The organism is Paenibacillus sp. E194, assembly GCF_000935845.1.
In the GTDB taxonomy this organism is placed as follows: domain Bacteria; phylum Bacillota; class Bacilli; order Paenibacillales; family Paenibacillaceae; genus Paenibacillus_B; species Paenibacillus_B alvei_B.
In genome coordinates this window covers 1-15601 of record NZ_JMDX01000005.1, presented here as the reverse complement: position 1 = coordinate 15601, position 15601 = coordinate 1, and the positions used below count along the sequence as shown (strand labels likewise).

Here is a 15601-nt window from a genome sequence, read left to right as displayed (position 1 = left end):
CATATTCGGATGAGGCAAGCCCCTAAGCAGCGGTGGAAATCTCTGCTTGGGGGCTTTTCGTTCTTCAGATCTTTCGTTCGATAATTTCTTTGGTTTATTGTTGCTTTCGTTGCTGTAAGTTGGTTACGGCAGGGCTATTCATTCAGTAGTTCATCTCTTCTCATAAAACGGACTAGCTTCTCCTCGGTAGAGGAGTGTTCAATTGGGGTGAATACACTGCACCGCAAGTCCATGTTCCCCTGCAAGAGAAGCGAGGTAAGGTTGAACAGCATCTTGCCTGCTTTCGCGTGACGGAATTCAATCGTAACATCGGGGGCAATGCTGACTTGGCTTGCTTCCCATAGTGCATGGAATTCGGAATGAAGCTCTGACATTTCGTCTACGAAGTCTGGATACCATTCATCTCCCACGTACTGACCATAGTAGGCGCGGAATATCGCGAGGAAGCCTCTGACGAAGTGTTCCCAATTGACGGCTAATGAGCGCAGCTCTTTTCTGACGAAGACAAGTCGAATCAAATTCCGCTGCTCTAATGGAACCTGATCGAAATCGAGAAATACATATGCCGCAGCGGCATTCCAGCCAACAATGTGGAAGTGCCTATCCGTAATGATGGTTGGGCAATGCGTTAGCTCATTCAATATTTTCCCGAGCGATGGCGGAATTTTCGCAATACTCATTTCCTGCTGTGGTGGACTAATATGCTTCTCAAGCGCAAGATCATATACATATTTCCGCTCATCCTGATTCAGTTGCAGAGCGGCAGCTACCGCGTCCAGAACAGATGGAGACACGGTGATGTCGCGCCCTTGCTCCAGCCAGGTATACCAAGTCGTACTGACTCCTGCCAATTGCGCTACCTCTTCTCGGCGCAGGCCAGGTGTTCGGCGTCTAGTACCAGCAGGCAGTCCTACGGACTGCGGTTGAATGCCTGAGCGCTTGGACTTTAGGAAGGTGGACAGGGCTTCTAATCTCGTTTGGTTGGACATGGCTATCCCTCCTATCAAGCCAGTTGTACATTTAGTTTTTATTTCGACTATGTAGAGCGTGAATGATCAGATCAGCAGTGGATTAGCAACGGATCAGGAATAATCATGAACGTTATATTGTTGTATGATTCCCAACTTGCATGCCGCAGCATGGCTCCATGGCCTTACTCTAGTATATCATTTTGCGCAGCGTAATCGATTGGAAGTGCAAGTTGTCATCATCCAATGGGACAGTGTGGAAATCTATGATCTGAAACCAACGGGATAGAGCCTTCTGAATGGCATTGTCCGTGTGAAAAGAGAAGAATCGCTGCGGATTGCACCAATCCGCCTCCCATACTCCTTCTGAGTCGTATCCACCATATAATCCAATAAAAAGCAGTCCATTCGGAGCGAGCACTCGATGCATTTCTTGCAAAACCCGATCCAGATCTTGCTTCGGCGCATGCAGCAAGCAATTTAGCGCGTAGACAGCTTGAAAGCTATGATCGGCAAAGTCCAACTGATAAAAATCCATTACTTTCGCATTCAAGCCTCTTTCGATGCACTTCTTCACCGATTCACTGGATAGATCGATGCAGGTTGTCTGCATTCCGCTCTGTTGAAAATAAAAGCCGTCGATCCCTGTTCCCGCGCCGATTTCGAGTATAGTAGTTTTCCCCTCACTGCTTATCAACTCACGAAATTTCTCTCTTTCGTCTATTTTCCAAGAAGACAAGGACTTGCTGGATCTTCTCCGGGCATCCTGATCATACGATTGGGCTAGTGCAGCTTTGAAGTTGGACATGAAATCTACTCTACCTTTCTGCCAATATATTACGAACATTTGTTTCCTTAATTATAGATAAGTATTCCTAATTATGTCAACGAATGATGCAAGAGAGCAGCTGAGGAGTGCTCGATATGGATGATATTTATTGTTTACTGCTGGAGTCAGGTAGTAATTATACTAGTATAACCAACAACTTGTAATAGGATAAAACCTGTGTGACAATATCGTAAACCAATGAATAGGCATGAGGCGACTCATGAATGATCCAAATAGCTAGGTAGATTCATATTTCACAATGAAGACAGTGTCGTCATAGAGGCTTGTACGATCACGATCTGTGAGGAGGAATTAGAGTTGGAACCCGTAGTGATTACAGGAATGGGAGTCATCTCCCCGATAGGAAATGATGTAGAGACATTTTGGAGGAACTTAGTTGCTGGACAATCAGGGATATCCTCTATTGATACATTTGACGTGAGCGGCCATAAAACGAAAATTGCCGGTCTTGTGCGTGAGTTCGATGGGGATGGACTTCTTGGACGCAAAGAGGCAAGACGGCTGGATCGCTTCACTCAATTTGCGCTTGCTGCCGCCGAGCAGGCATGGGCAGATTCTGGGCTGGTGCTGGATCAGATTGACCCTGAGCGCTTAGGCGTCTATGTGGGGTCAGGCATTGGCGGAATTGAATCCTTGATTGAAAATGTCGATATTTTGCGAAGTAGAGGTCCTGGGAGAGTCAGTCCGACCTTGGTGCCAGCCATGATGGCGAATGCAGCGTCTGCACAGATCAGCATCAAATGGGGAGCGCTGGGTCCTACGATGTCCCATGTCTCTGCTTGTGCGATCGGCAATACTGCGATTGGTGAGGCGTTCCGGCTCATTCGCTCGGGAGGAGCAGACATTGTATTTGCAGGCGGAACGGAAGCTGCTGTTACCGACTTATCGCTGGCCAGCTTCGGCAATGCAACGGCATTATCAACAAGAAATGATGATCCGACGAAGGCTAGTCGGCCCTTCGATGCGGAGCGGGATGGATTTGTCATGTCTGAGGGCGCGGGCATACTCATTCTAGAATCGTTGTCGCATGCCTTGCGTAGAAAGGCACGAATCTATGCAGAGGTTATCGGATACGGAATAAGCTCGGACGCTTACCATATTGTTGCGACCCATCCTGAAGGGCGAGGTGCCTATCTCGCGATGAGAACAGCTCTGCAGGATGCATCTGTCTCTGCCGAGGAAGTAGATGTAATTAACGCGCATGCAACGAGTACGGAGGTTGGCGATCTGGCAGAGACAACGGCGATTAAAAGAATGTTCGGTGAGCATGCTTATCGGATTTCGATTACAGCAAATAAGTCCATTACGGGTCACATGCTGGGTGCTGCTGGGGGAGTAGAGGCCATTTCACTCGTGAAGAGCTTACAGGAGGGACTGATTCCGCCGACGATTAACCTTGAGAACCCTGACCCGCTCTGCGATCTGGATTATGTGCCGAATGAAGCGCGCAAGGCCAATGTGAAGGTGGGACTATCTAATTCTTTCGGCTTTGGCGGTCATAACGCCGTGATCGTGTTGAAGAAGTATGAGTAGTTGAGACGCATAACTGGATAATAGGTACAAAAGAGCCCCTGACTTGCAGCAAATCCGCAAATTCAGGGGCTTGGCGTTTTTCAGCACGCTTAGGATTCAAGACGCTTACGTTGGAAGCGGGCAATCGCTTCGTATTCTTCATCCAGCTTGCGGAATATCGAGATATAGATCGGAAGCAGCTCATGATAAATCGCTGCATCCTCCGGATTAGGTTCATGCTTGTGCGTAGCGCCTACCATATCAGATACGATATGGAGTGAATCGGCTCTTCCAGTTGCGTATAGACCAAGCACGACAGCACCGAGGCAGGAGCTCTCGTAGCTCTCAGGGACTACAACTTCTTGATCGAAGATGTCAGCCATCATCTGCCGCCAGAGCGGTGAACGAGCAAAGCCGCCAGTGGCATGAATCTTGCTTGGGCGTCCCATCTGCTCTTCCATTGCAAGCAATACGGTGTACATATTGAAGATGACGCCTTCCAGCACAGCGCGAATCATATGTTCCTTCTTGTGATGCATCGTGAGGCCGAAGAAGGAGCCGCGCGCGTCCGCATTCCAGAGCGGAGCTCGTTCGCCAGTTAGATAAGGATGGAAGAGCAGTCCGTCTGCCCCCGGCTGAACCTGCTCGGCAATGCGAGTAAGCAGATCATAGGCATCAATGCCAAGCCGCTTGGCTGCTTCAACCTCGGAAGCAGCCAATTCATCGCGTACCCAGCGGAACAGCATGCCGCCATTGTTCACAGGTCCGCCGATGACCCAGTGCTTGTCTGTGAGGGCATAGCAGAAGATTCTGCCCTTTGGATCGGTAAGCGGTTGATCCACAACAGTACGGATCGCGCCGCTCGTTCCAATCGTTGCAGCAACTACACCAGGCTCGATCGCATTTACACCAAGATTGGAGAGCACACCGTCACTGGCTCCCACAATCGTTGGGGTAGTCGGGAAAAGTCCCATCTCCTGCGCGTAAACTTCATCCATCCCTATCAGCTGATGTGTAGTTGGAACGAGTTCGGACAGCTTGTCAGTCGATATGCCCGCAAGTTCAAGCGCTTCTTCATCCCAAGCGAGCTGCTGCAAATTCATCATCCCTGTAGCTGATGCAATCGAGTAATCGACAACATACGTATGGAACAGCTTGAAGAGTACGTATTCCTTAATGGAAATGAATTTAGCCGCCTTATTTAACATTTCCGGAGCTTCATGCCGCATCCACATCAACTTCGTAAGCGGGGACATCGGATGGATGGGAGTGCCTGTCCGCAAATATAAGGCATGTCCCTGCGGATTCTTCTTGAGCTGGGCTGCATACTTGCTGCTCCGATTGTCTGCCCACGTGATGCAAGGGGTGAGCGGATGGCCATCTGCATCGACGGCGATGAGGCTATGCATCGCTGAGCTGAAGGACAGGAACAGTACATCCTCAGGCTGTGCTTGAGCAGCGCTCATCGCTTGCTTGACAGAAGAGACAACGGCTTGGAATATCCGTTCTGGATCCTGCTCGGCTATCGTTGCGTTTGGTGTATGCAGTGGATAGCCTTGGCTGCCAGTGGATACGACTTTGCCATTCTCTTCGAATACGACTGCCTTCGTGCTCGTCGTTCCCATATCGATTCCGATCATGTAGTTGGGATGATTCATAGGGATAACCTTCTTTCTTTCATTGCCATATATGTTACACTACTGTGCTCAACAGCAGAATCAATGCTAATCCGACGACAGATAGAATCGTCTCCATCACTGTCCATGACTTAAGTGTCTCTGGGACGGACATGTTGAAAAATTCCTTCACCATCCAGAACCCTGCATCATTGACGTGGGACAGAACGATCGAGCCTGCGCCAGTTGCCAGTACAACCAATTCTACAGGAACACCTGGAGTCATCGCCAGTACTGGAGCAACAATACCAGCAGCGGTCGTCATGGCAACGGTTGCAGAACCAGTTGCGACACGAATCAATGCTGCGACGAACCAGGCGAATAGGATGACGTTAATGTTCGCTTGTGTGGCAAGCTCTGCGATCGCACCGCCAACACCACTGTTAATGAGCACTTGTTTGAACGCACCGCCGCCGCCAATGATAAGAATGATCGTTGCGGTAGGAGCGAGACATTCGCTGGTGAAGCGGGATATCTCTTCCTTCTTGAAGCCGCGCGCATAACCGAGCGAGAAGAAGGAGAAGACGACTGCAATCAGAAGCGCGATAATTTCATGGCCGATGAATTTGCACAGTACGGCTAAGCTGCTAATGCCTTCAGGATCGACGATGTCTGCGACGGAGCCAATCAGCATAAGAATGACAGGCAGCAAAATGGTGAACAGCGTAATGCCGAAGCTTGGGAGCGGCCGATCGCTCTTCTGCGCGAATTGCTCGGCGAGCTTCGCTGGCGGCTGTAATTGAATGCGTTTACCAATGAACTTGCCAAATAGCGGCCCTGCGATAATTGCTGTTGGGATTCCCACGAGCAGAGAATAGAGAATCGTACGACCGAGATCCGCTTGATAAGCGTCGATGGCAATCATCGGTGCCGGATGCGGCGGCACGAGTCCGTGTACGGTAGATAGTCCCGCCAAGATTGGAATGCCGATCTGCAGCAATGATTTGTTTGTTTTGCGTGCTACAGTGAACACAATTGGAATTAATAAAATAACGCCAACTTCAAAAATACTGGGATACCTACAATAAAACCAACAAGGAGCATTGCCCAGTGAACGCGTGATTCTCCGAATTTATCAATAAGGGTAGTGGCGATTTGCTCTGCACCGCCGGATTCCGCCATCATCTTGCCCAGCATGGTGCCGAGCGCAATGACGATGGCTATCGTGCCAAGTGTGCCGCCAAGGCCTTGTGTAATCGATTGCACAACATCTTGCGGTTTCATGCCTGTTAACAGACCGAGCATTAATGCTGATATAAGCAACGTCACGAAAGGATTCCATTTCAGCTTGGCAATGAACACAATGAGAAATACGATAGTAAGAAGTGTCCAAAATAGTAATGTCACATTGTGACTCATTCCGAATAGTGTGCTCATGATGTACGAGCCTCCTTTTGAAAAGTGCCGATTGTTATGAATGATTCCAAATATAGCGTTTCCAAAACAAACTTGAATACTTGTCGACAACTTAAAATTAAAAAACTTTGTATCCTTGCAGCTTGCCGTTACGAATGCGGCAAGCTGACATGCAAGGTACGGTTCGAGTCGGCGAAGTAGGCTGAGACAACCTGCTGGATCGTATGAGTATCCTTCGACTGGAGTCCTCTTACGATCGTACGGTGCTTCTCAATTACAGTGAACAGCTTCGCTTCACCCTCAGAGAATACTTCTTCCGTAGTCATCAGCATGACGGTCTTCACGATCAGTCGAATGCTCGTCCACAGATGCATGATGCGTTTATGCTCTGCTGCAGCAATGATCGCTTCATGGAACGATAAATCCTGATAAGCGAATTCAACGGCATCATTGTACTTAACCGCGAGTTCCATCTTGTCGATAACCTGCAGCAGCGTCAGAATCAGACCATCTGTGTTCACGATGGCGAGCCGCTGCTGGACAAAGCTCTCAATGAGATAGCGAACATCGTACAGTTCTTCGACGTCGATAAGACTAAGCCCTAAGACAACAGCACCCATGCGTTCCAAGCGTATAAGCCCTTCGTTAGAGAGCGTTTTCAATGCTTCGCGAACGGGAGAGCGGCTGGTGCCGAAGTCGGCAGCCACTCGATTCTCCGATATAATTTCGCCCGGCTTGATGGAGCCGTTAATAATTTGCAATCGCAGCTCACAGGCGATGGATTCCCCAAGGGATGCGCCCTGCAGCCACTGTTTCGGATAGTGTATCATGCGTGAACTCTCCTCATGAATGGTTTCCTGAACCCATATCTCACTTTACAGATTTGGTTCTGATTGTACCACAGTGCTGCATGGCGCGACCATCGGGCTTGTGGTGATTCTATCTTCACTATCGATATAGGAAATGACTATTCCTTCGTTACAACTTGATGTCCGCCGAACTCATTGCGCAGTGCAGCAACTACCTTACCGTGGAAGGAATCGGACTCAAGCGAACGATATCTCATGAAGAGGGACATCGCGATAACTGGTGCGCTTGCTTGCAGCTCCAGTGCAGTTTCCACTGTCCATTTGCCTTCGCCAGAGCTTTGCATAACGCCGCGAATGCTGTCCAGCTTCGGATCTTTGGAGAAAGCATTTTGCGTTAGATCCATCAACCAGCTGCGGATAACCGATCCGTTAGACCATACGCGTGCAACTTGTTCATAATCGAAATCGAAGTCGCTCTTATCCAATACTTCGAAGCCTTCCGCGATAGCTTGCATCATTCCATATTCAATACCGTTGTGAACCATTTTCAGGAAATGTCCACTTCCGCTCTTGCCTGCATACAAATATCCTTGATCTACCGCAATGTCCTTGAACAGTGGCTCAAGTGTAGCGAATACTTCTTGGTTGCCGCCAATCATGAAGCAGCCGCCTTCAGCTGCGCCAGATACTCCGCCGGATGTTCCGATATCGAAGTAATGGGCACCCAGTGCATGCACTTTCTCGCCTCTAGCGATGGATTGTTTATAATGTGAATTTCCTCCGTCAATGACAATGTCTCCTGGAGAGAGAAGAGGAAGCAGTGTGTCAACCACTTGATCCACGATTTCTCCAGCTGGAACCATCATCCAGATGATCTTTGGAGCATCCAGCTTCGATACGAGTTCTTCAATTGTATCTGCAGGAATTGCTCCTAGGTCAGCTGCTTTTTGACGTTGTTCAGCATTTACATCAAAAGCGACTACCTGATGCTTGTGCTGCAATATGTTATCTACGAGGTTGAAACCCATTTTTCCAAGGCCAATCATGCCTAATTTCATGCTGTATTCACTCCTGTGATCATGCTGTAAAGTACAACAAGTATACTTGTATACAACTTAGTGTGATCTTATCTTACTGTCTTCTTGCCTATCTGTAAAGTGGAAGTTGTAAGCGCTATATCTCGGCTCAGGGGTATGCTGTCTCATTTAGAGTGATTCTTAGTGGCGGAAATTATGTATCTATATTGTACGTGTGGATAAAAACATGAAATAGCAGGAATTAGCCAACGCCGTCCATGTCAGCCAGCAGATGATCAGTCTGATTGGAAAAGGGGAATTCAATCCTTCTCTCCAGCTATCATCATGATTGCGAAGACATTAACGATATATTCAGAGAATGTGTTGATGAGTTAGGATACCAAAGTAAATGATGTGAGGTACTCTGTTTGTGATCGCATTGCATGTATATATTCCCAGTGCTATAATAAGAATAAATAAGGAGTCGGCGGCAACCGACCCCTACACAATAGCCGCTTTTAAGGGCGGAAGGCTTTTTGGAGCAAAATAGACCGCTTCCTTTGACCTAGGGCGGTCTATTTCTGTTTGTTGAGGTATATCAGCAGCGTAATAATCAACGTGATTAACGCGAGTATCCATATTCCGAATTGGAGCATAACGGACAATGCTTCATATACACTCACATGCATCACCTCCCTTCCGGAGGATAGCCGACCGCCCTTGTAAGCCATTCTATTGTATGTTCCATATTATAACATATTTAGCCTAGTGAAGCTTATATGAATGTGTACTAAGTCCGAGAAATAAAGGGACTGATTTCTGAAAATGAAATGAAAATATTGTTGACAACTCATATTTTCAGATGTATTATTTTCAACAACAAACGACAACTTCATACTACCTTATCAAGAGCGACTGAGGGACTAGGCCCTATGACGTCCAGCAACCTTACCAGTGAGTAAACGGTGCTAAATCCTACGGAATGATTCCATTCTGAGAGATAAGTGTGGCGATACTGCCAATTCAACCTCTTTCTCTCTTTGGGAAAGAGGTTTTTTAGTTTTTCAACTAGGTATAAGCAGCAGAATGGCGGGGTGGGCAAAATGATTGAAATTCGGAACTTGGTCAAGGAGTACCAAAGCAAGACATCGACCATCATCGGCGTAAATAACGTTTCCCTCCGAATCAATAAAGGGGAAATTTACGGGATTATCGGACGAAGCGGGGCGGGGAAGAGCTCATTGCTGCGCTGCATCAACCTGCTAGAGGAGCCTACATCAGGGAGTATCCTCGTCGATGGCGTTGATTTGACGAAGCTGCAGGGAGAGAGCTTGCGACAGGCAAGATTGAAGATCGGTATGATCTTTCAGCACTTTCATCTTATCCGCTCCAAGACGGTATTCGAGAATATCGCATTTGCTCTGAAGGCCAACAACAAGTCGAAGGCAGAGATTGAACCGCGTGTCATTGAATTGCTTGACATGGTCGGCTTGGCTGACAAGCGAGATTTATATCCTGCTCAGCTCAGCGGCGGGCAGAAGCAGAGAGTAGGTATCGCCAGAGCGCTGGCCAATGAACCGCATGTGCTGCTGTGTGATGAAGCAACGTCTGCGCTGGATCCTGAGACGACTCAGTCAATCTTGGAGCTGCTGAAGAAAATCAATCGCGAGCTTAACCTGACGATTGTATTGATTACGCACGAAATGGAAGTGGTGAAGGACGTCTGTGACCGGATGGCGGTGATGCAGAACGGCAATGTGGTAGAAGAGGGGCCGGTATATAACATTTTCTCTAATCCACAGCATCCGATGACGCGCTCGTTCATCAGCAGTCTGTTCCAATTCAATCTTCCAGAACGATTGATTCAGCATTGCAAGGGAACGATCGTGAAGATTCACTTCGTGGCGCCGCAAGCGGAGGAAGCAATCATTACTGATGTAATGACGAACTTCAAGGTTAGAGCAAATATTTTGCATGGCAAAATTGAGTACATCCATGACAACCCGCTAGGCATTCTGATCTTGGAGCTGAATGGAGAAGTATCAGAGCTGCGGCAAGCACTCGACTACATCAAAGAACGAACCTATCGATTGGAGGTCATCCATCATGCTGAGTGATTCGATCATCCAACTGCTGCCGGACTTGGGCAAGGCATTTGTCCAGACGCTCTATATGGTTGGAATTTCGCTGTTTGCTGCCATAATTCTGGGTCTTCCCATTGGAATTCTGTTATTTGTAACCGATAAGGGGCTATTCCTCGAAAATGCGTTTACGAAAAATGTATTAGGCTTCATCGTCAACATGATTCGCTCAATTCCGTTCATCATCTTGCTGGTGACACTGCTGCCTTTGACGAAGCTCATTGTTGGCTCAACGATAGGACCGACGGCTGCTTCTGTATCGCTCTCTATTGCGGCAATTCCGTTCTTCGCCCGCTTGGTAGAGACGGCGCTGCGCGAGATTGACAAAGGTGTCATCGAAGCGGCAATCTCCATTGGTGCAACACCGTGGATGATCATTAGGGATGTACTTCTCCCTGAAGCGAAGCCAGGCATCATTCAAGGCGTGAACATTACAGCAATCAGCCTTGTCGCTTATTCGGCAATGGCCGGTACAGTCGGTGGAGGCGGAATCGGTGATTTGGCGATTCGATTCGGTTACTATCGCTACGACAACACGGTAATGTTTACCACGGTAATCATTCTGATCTGCTTGGTACAGATCATTCAGTACGGCGGAGACTTCATAGCGAAGAAAGTAGACAAGCGATAATGCATTCGCTGTCGATCATTTGAAGTCAACCGTTACGAAGCAACGGAAGAATAATATCAAGATCACGCCGTCTTTTTGGTATTGAAAAAGGGACATAAGGCACCAAATCCATACAAAAAACATATACGGAGGTCATCAACATGAAGAAAACAGCTCTTATTCTTTCTCTTATTCTAGCAATTGGCTTGCTGGCTGGATGCGGCAGCAAAGACGCATCAACGGGTTCAGGAGACGCAAAGCAGGAAGAAAGCAAAGCAATCAAGATCGGCGCAACAGCAGGCCCTTATAGCGATATGATAACGAAGGCGATTAAGCCGATATTGGAGAAGAAAGGCTATTCCATTGAGTTGGTTGAATTCGGAGATTATGTGCAGCCGAACCTGGCATTGTCGAATGGAGATTTGAATGCGAACCTGTTCCAGCACAAAATCTACATGGAGAACTTCGCGAAAGAAAATAAAATTGAATTGTCCGAGCTTATTTCCGTACCGACGGCACCAATGGGCATTTACTCGTCTAAGTTCAAATCTTTGGATGAGATTGCAGACGGAAGTACAGTAGCGATTGCGAACGATCCGACGAACCTGGCGCGTACATTGGGATTGCTGCAAGATGCAGGACTCATTACAGTGAACAATGACATCGATCCACTGCGTGTATCGGAGAAGGACGTGAAGGACAATCCGAAGCATCTTGTTCTACAGCCAATCGAGGCTGCTCAGCTTCCGCGCGCAGTAGATAGCGCTGACCTGTCTCTTGTTCCGGGCAACTTCGCGCTTGCTGCGAAAATGAACCTGCTCGATGCTCTGAAGCTCGAAACTATGCTGGATGATTACCGCAATCGTGTCGTTGTGAATACAGCTGATTTGGACAAGCAGTTCGCGAAGGACTTGAAGGAAGCTGTTGAATCTGCCGAATTCGAGAAAACAATAGATGAACAGTTCAAAGGCTTCGGCAAACCAGAGTGGATGCTGAAAAGGAAGTGACATCGATGACGAAAGAAGAGCAAGCTATCGTTGTTAGAGGTACGCCGGCAGTCTACCATTGTGAAGCGGGCATCTTGGACAAGCTAGATACATTATTGGCACCGTATCAATACAAGCGGGTGATCGTCGTGCATGGTGATCGTTCCTTGGAGGCGGCGAAGCCCTATTGGCCGAAGGAGACGAACACAACGCTGTTATATCTTCGTTATCAAGGGGAATGCACATTGCAGGAAGCGCATCGGATTGCATGCTATGCCCAGGCCGAACGAGCGGATGTCATTCTTGGACTCGGCGGCGGCAAGGTAATGGACTTGGTCAAGGCAGCAGGCAATACATCGGGGCTGGATACGATTCTCGTGCCGACGCTCGCCTCGAATTGCGCAGCATGGACGCCGCTCAGCGTGTTCTATAACGAAGAAGGACAATTCACACACTATACCGTTTTTCCGAAAAGCACACTTATGGTGCTGCTTGAACCACGCATTGCCTTGCATGCACCTGTTGATTATCTGCGTGCAGGGATTGCCGATACATTAGCGAAATGGTATGAGGCGAATGTACTCATTCGTGATTTGCAGCATCGTTCAGCCGCTGTGCAGGTTGCGCATCTTACAGCTCGTCTATGCCAGACTGCACTTCTGGAGCATGGACGGCAGAGCATTCACGACGCAGAGCAGAAGCAGCTATCCGATGCGTTCGTAGAGGTAGCGGAAACGATCATTATGACAGGCGGCCTTGTTGGCGGATTCGGCGATCATCTTGGCCGAATAGCTGGAGCACATTCGATCCATAATGGTCTGACCGCTGCGCCAGCAACACATCATTTGCTGCACGGCGACAAGGTCGCATACGGCATCCTCGTTCAATTGGTGCTGGAGGATAATGTTGCGGAAGTGAAGAATTTGCTGCCGTTCTACGAAGACTTAGGCTTACCTTATCGACTAGGTGACCTTGCATTATCTGCGGAAGACCGTCCAACGTTGGAGAGCATTGCGCGGCAAGCGACTCTCCCACAGGAATCCATACAGCTGATGAAGCCAGAAGGCGTAACCTCGGACGAGGTATACGAAGCAATCGTGAAGCTGGAGCAAATTGTATCGTGAGGAAGGAATGAAGCGCCATCTGTCCGTAAAAAGTGCGGCGGATGGCGCTTCATGCCATGTATTGCGTATTTCGCGGTATCTCGTTGTGTCTACGCATCATATATAAGTTTGCTTACGAAGCTAGCTGTCCATGTTCTTTCGGTTTGCGCTGCAATAACTGTACCCCTCCAACAATAACAGTCGTCAGTAGGATGACCGCAGTCAAGATAAGCAAGAGCGCATGGATTGAATCCGATGTAGCTGGACCCCCGTTCACTAGGTTCATAATGCCAGTTACGGCATAGGTGCCAGGGGAGAATTCACTGATTTTCTGATAGAAAGATGGCAGCAGTTCGCGCGGCAGCAGAGCTCCCGAAGTGATCAACTGGATCGACAGCAGCGCAATATTGACCCATGCACCGGTATCGCTAAAGAGGTAAAAGGACAACTGAGCGACAAATAGAAACGTGATGACGTAAGCGAGTTGGAATAGCCACATCATACCGAAGCCTTGTTCGGAATGAACCCCCATCAGCGCCACCATTCCCGTGCCGACCGTTGTAATGATCAGGGAGGCGACAATATTGAGCAGGGAGCGAGCTGTCAGGAGTGTCCATTGGCCACATTTTTGTTTGATAGCTTTGGCAGCCTTGTTCATTTCCATGGTGAACTGCATGCAGCCAACGAAGGAAGCCAGCAGCAGCATCATGGGAACCATCGTCCACGAGAAGTTCGAGATGGGATGAACGTTATTCATCTCGGCTACGACGCGTGCAGACATGGATTCGGATAGGCTGCTTGCTTGCGACTGTGGAACATGTACCTGCTCCAGTACTTGAGTCATGCCCGTACGAACCGCATGTTCATTGATTGAAGTCGTAATTTGGCTGGCGACAGATTGCATTACACTTTTGACCATGCTTGGATTGGATTCGTTCACAGCATATGTGATGACAGCTTTCTGTGTCGGATCCGTTAGCTGCTTAGAGAAATTCCCTGAAATATGCATAACCATTTGCACCTTGCGTTCTTCAAGCTGTGTCATCACTTGATCAAGACTCGCTTCCTCTTTCATGTGAAATGGCAGCTTCTCCATAATCGATTGCACCGCTTGCTTGCCAGCCACTTGATCCTCATTTACTACGGCAATGGCTAACCGATTCACATTGTCTGTCAAATGATCGTACCCGGTCAGCCAGATCAGGCTGAATAGCACTTGAAAAGTAAGCGCGGTAATAAGGCCGATAATGACCGACGGCGACTGTAACAGGTGAAGAAAAGTGGATTTTACAGACATTTTGTTCATGAATCAACACACCTCATTTTTAATATTTATTTATTAATCAATAAATACAGTGCCAAAAAAAGTGCGACCTCAAAAAGGCAGCAGATGAATAGTGGTTTCACTATGTTTATTTAGATGGCCACGGAGATAAATTAGGCGCTTCAAGCACTTCTGACATCGTAATAATTAGACCTGAGCCGATGAACATGCTGGCTGCGAATTTGGCATTCGGAATCCCAGCTTGTTCAAAGCGCCGTATGACCGTCTGGTGTATCGCAGTGAAATGGTCGCGCACCGAATCGCGAATTGCTGGCTCTGAAGTTGTAAATGCCTGCATCGTCACGAGCATCTCATCGCGATGGGTCTCAATGAGCTTCCCGAAGGCCCGTCCCATTGTCTCTACAAACTGTTCGGGAGGAGCATCCACGCTGGAGAAGGCCTCTTCAATCTTCTCTGTGGCGCGGTCGAGAACTGCGATGAACAATTCCTCTTTGGATTTAAAAAAGTGAAACACATATGGCTGCGTTACACCAGCCGATTTGGCTATTTTGGCGGTTGTCGTCTTGTAAAAGCCATGTTCCGCAAAGGAGGCGACAGCAGCATCAATGATTTGATCCTTGCGAGATAAAGATGGGTCTTTTGGTGACATGTTGGTTCAACACCTTGTCAGAATTTTTGTTATTTATTAATCAATAAATTAATGTATATGCTTCCTTTTGTCAAGTGGGGAAATGGCCATAGTATACATAAATCTAACATCCTCATGAAGGGCTCACATTTTCATTTTTTGGATTTTATTGCTTGACTTTTTCGTTGGAAGGAGTAAGATAATTTCCATATCAATCAGGCGATGACCAAAGACATGATTTCCAGCACGAGCTGTCCAGAGAGAGAAGCGATTGGTGCAAGCTTCTTCAGTTATGGTTGTGGAATTACCCCTTTGCAGCCGTGATGTTGAACCTGAGGGTGATCATTTGTAAATGGTACTTGTACCATTGCAATCCGCTTCTCAGCAGTAAGCATCACCGACCCATCCTCGTTACCGGATGTCCAATGAAGGATCTTGCAATTGCAGCGAATGGCGGCTTATCTCGTTCCAACACGCAATGCAGGATTGAATTAGGGTGGAACCACGAGACAGAACGCACTCGTCCCTTTCGGGAGAGATGCGTTTTTTGCGTTCTCTCAGGCGTTAATCATTCACTTGCGACTATGAGGAAAGGGAGGCTGAAGCATGGAGATCAAGGTAACATTTCCAGACGAATCGAACAGGAGGTATTTGCAAGGCA

At 48.0% G+C, this 15601-nt stretch carries 13 protein-coding genes, 1 pseudogene and 1 riboswitch; of the genes and pseudogenes, 5 read left to right on the top strand and 9 right to left on the bottom strand.

What is annotated here, in order from left to right; translation table 11 throughout:
- Window positions 1–134 precede the first annotated feature (134 nt).
- Both AZ66_RS01365 and AZ66_RS01360 read right to left on the bottom strand, forming a co-directional pair.
- Window positions 135–989: a helix-turn-helix transcriptional regulator gene (locus AZ66_RS01365; RefSeq protein ID WP_044353291.1), complete on the bottom strand. Its 855-nt coding sequence runs from the start codon at window positions 987–989 to the stop codon at window positions 135–137.
- Between the two features lie 169 nt (window positions 990–1158).
- Window positions 1159–1776, bottom strand: a complete 618-nt coding sequence (locus AZ66_RS01360; RefSeq protein WP_044353322.1) for a class I SAM-dependent methyltransferase — start codon at window positions 1774–1776, stop codon at window positions 1159–1161.
- A gap of 339 nt (window positions 1777–2115) precedes the next feature.
- On the opposite strand from AZ66_RS01360, the gene fabF reads away from it, so the two are divergent.
- A complete protein-coding gene (fabF, locus tag AZ66_RS01355; RefSeq protein ID WP_044353290.1) occupies window positions 2116–3351 on the top strand; it encodes a beta-ketoacyl-ACP synthase II in 1236 nt (411 codons plus the stop codon).
- 89 nt (window positions 3352–3440) lie between these two features.
- Here fabF and gntK read toward each other — a convergent pair whose 3' ends face one another.
- From gntK to AZ66_RS30320, 5 genes and pseudogenes are all read right to left on the bottom strand, one after another.
- Window positions 3441–4988, bottom strand: coding sequence for a gluconokinase (gene gntK / locus AZ66_RS01350; protein ID WP_044353288.1), 1548 nt, complete (start codon window positions 4986–4988; stop codon window positions 3441–3443).
- 34 nt (window positions 4989–5022) lie between these two features.
- Window positions 5023–6365, bottom strand: a pseudogene (locus tag AZ66_RS01345) (GntP family permease).
- Between the two features lie 146 nt (window positions 6366–6511).
- A complete protein-coding gene (locus tag AZ66_RS01340) occupies window positions 6512–7189 on the bottom strand; it encodes a GntR family transcriptional regulator (protein ID WP_044353321.1) in 678 nt (225 codons plus the stop codon).
- Window positions 7190–7329: 140 nt separating this feature from the next.
- Window positions 7330–8229, bottom strand: a complete 900-nt coding sequence (gnd, locus tag AZ66_RS01335; protein ID WP_021259604.1) for a phosphogluconate dehydrogenase (NAD(+)-dependent, decarboxylating) — start codon at window positions 8227–8229, stop codon at window positions 7330–7332.
- 533 nt (window positions 8230–8762) lie between these two features.
- Window positions 8763–8870, bottom strand: a complete 108-nt coding sequence (locus AZ66_RS30320) for a putative holin-like toxin (RefSeq protein WP_044353283.1) — start codon at window positions 8868–8870, stop codon at window positions 8763–8765.
- A 216-nt stretch (window positions 8871–9086) separates the two neighbouring features.
- Window positions 9087–9194, top strand: a riboswitch (SAM riboswitch).
- A 96-nt stretch (window positions 9195–9290) separates the two neighbouring features.
- Here AZ66_RS30320 and AZ66_RS01325 point away from each other — a divergent pair.
- The 4 genes from AZ66_RS01325 to AZ66_RS01310 all read left to right on the top strand — a co-directional run bounded on the left by AZ66_RS01325 (window position 9291) and on the right by AZ66_RS01310 (window position 13048).
- On the top strand, window positions 9291–10304 hold the full coding sequence (locus tag AZ66_RS01325) for a methionine ABC transporter ATP-binding protein (RefSeq protein ID WP_044353282.1): 1014 nt from the start codon (window positions 9291–9293) through the stop codon (window positions 10302–10304).
- Window positions 10294–10959 carry a methionine ABC transporter permease gene (locus tag AZ66_RS01320; RefSeq protein WP_028532156.1) on the top strand — a complete coding sequence of 222 codons (666 nt, stop codon included), beginning with the start codon at window positions 10294–10296 and terminating at the stop codon, window positions 10957–10959. Before AZ66_RS01325 ends, AZ66_RS01320 begins: the two co-directional genes overlap by 11 nt.
- Window positions 10960–11099: 140 nt before the next feature.
- Complete coding sequence (locus tag AZ66_RS01315; protein ID WP_044353281.1) at window positions 11100–11945, top strand: MetQ/NlpA family ABC transporter substrate-binding protein; 846 nt, start codon at window positions 11100–11102, stop codon at window positions 11943–11945.
- 5 nt (window positions 11946–11950) lie between these two features.
- On the top strand, window positions 11951–13048 hold the full coding sequence (locus AZ66_RS01310; RefSeq protein ID WP_044353280.1) for an iron-containing alcohol dehydrogenase family protein: 1098 nt from the start codon (window positions 11951–11953) through the stop codon (window positions 13046–13048).
- A gap of 112 nt (window positions 13049–13160) precedes the next feature.
- Here AZ66_RS01310 and AZ66_RS01305 read toward each other — a convergent pair whose 3' ends face one another.
- A complete protein-coding gene (locus AZ66_RS01305; RefSeq protein WP_044353279.1) occupies window positions 13161–14333 on the bottom strand; it encodes a YhgE/Pip domain-containing protein in 1173 nt (390 codons plus the stop codon).
- Between the two features lie 106 nt (window positions 14334–14439).
- On the bottom strand, window positions 14440–14961 hold the full coding sequence (locus tag AZ66_RS01300) for a TetR/AcrR family transcriptional regulator (RefSeq protein ID WP_021254806.1): 522 nt from the start codon (window positions 14959–14961) through the stop codon (window positions 14440–14442).
- Between the last annotated feature and the right edge of the window lie 640 nt (window positions 14962–15601).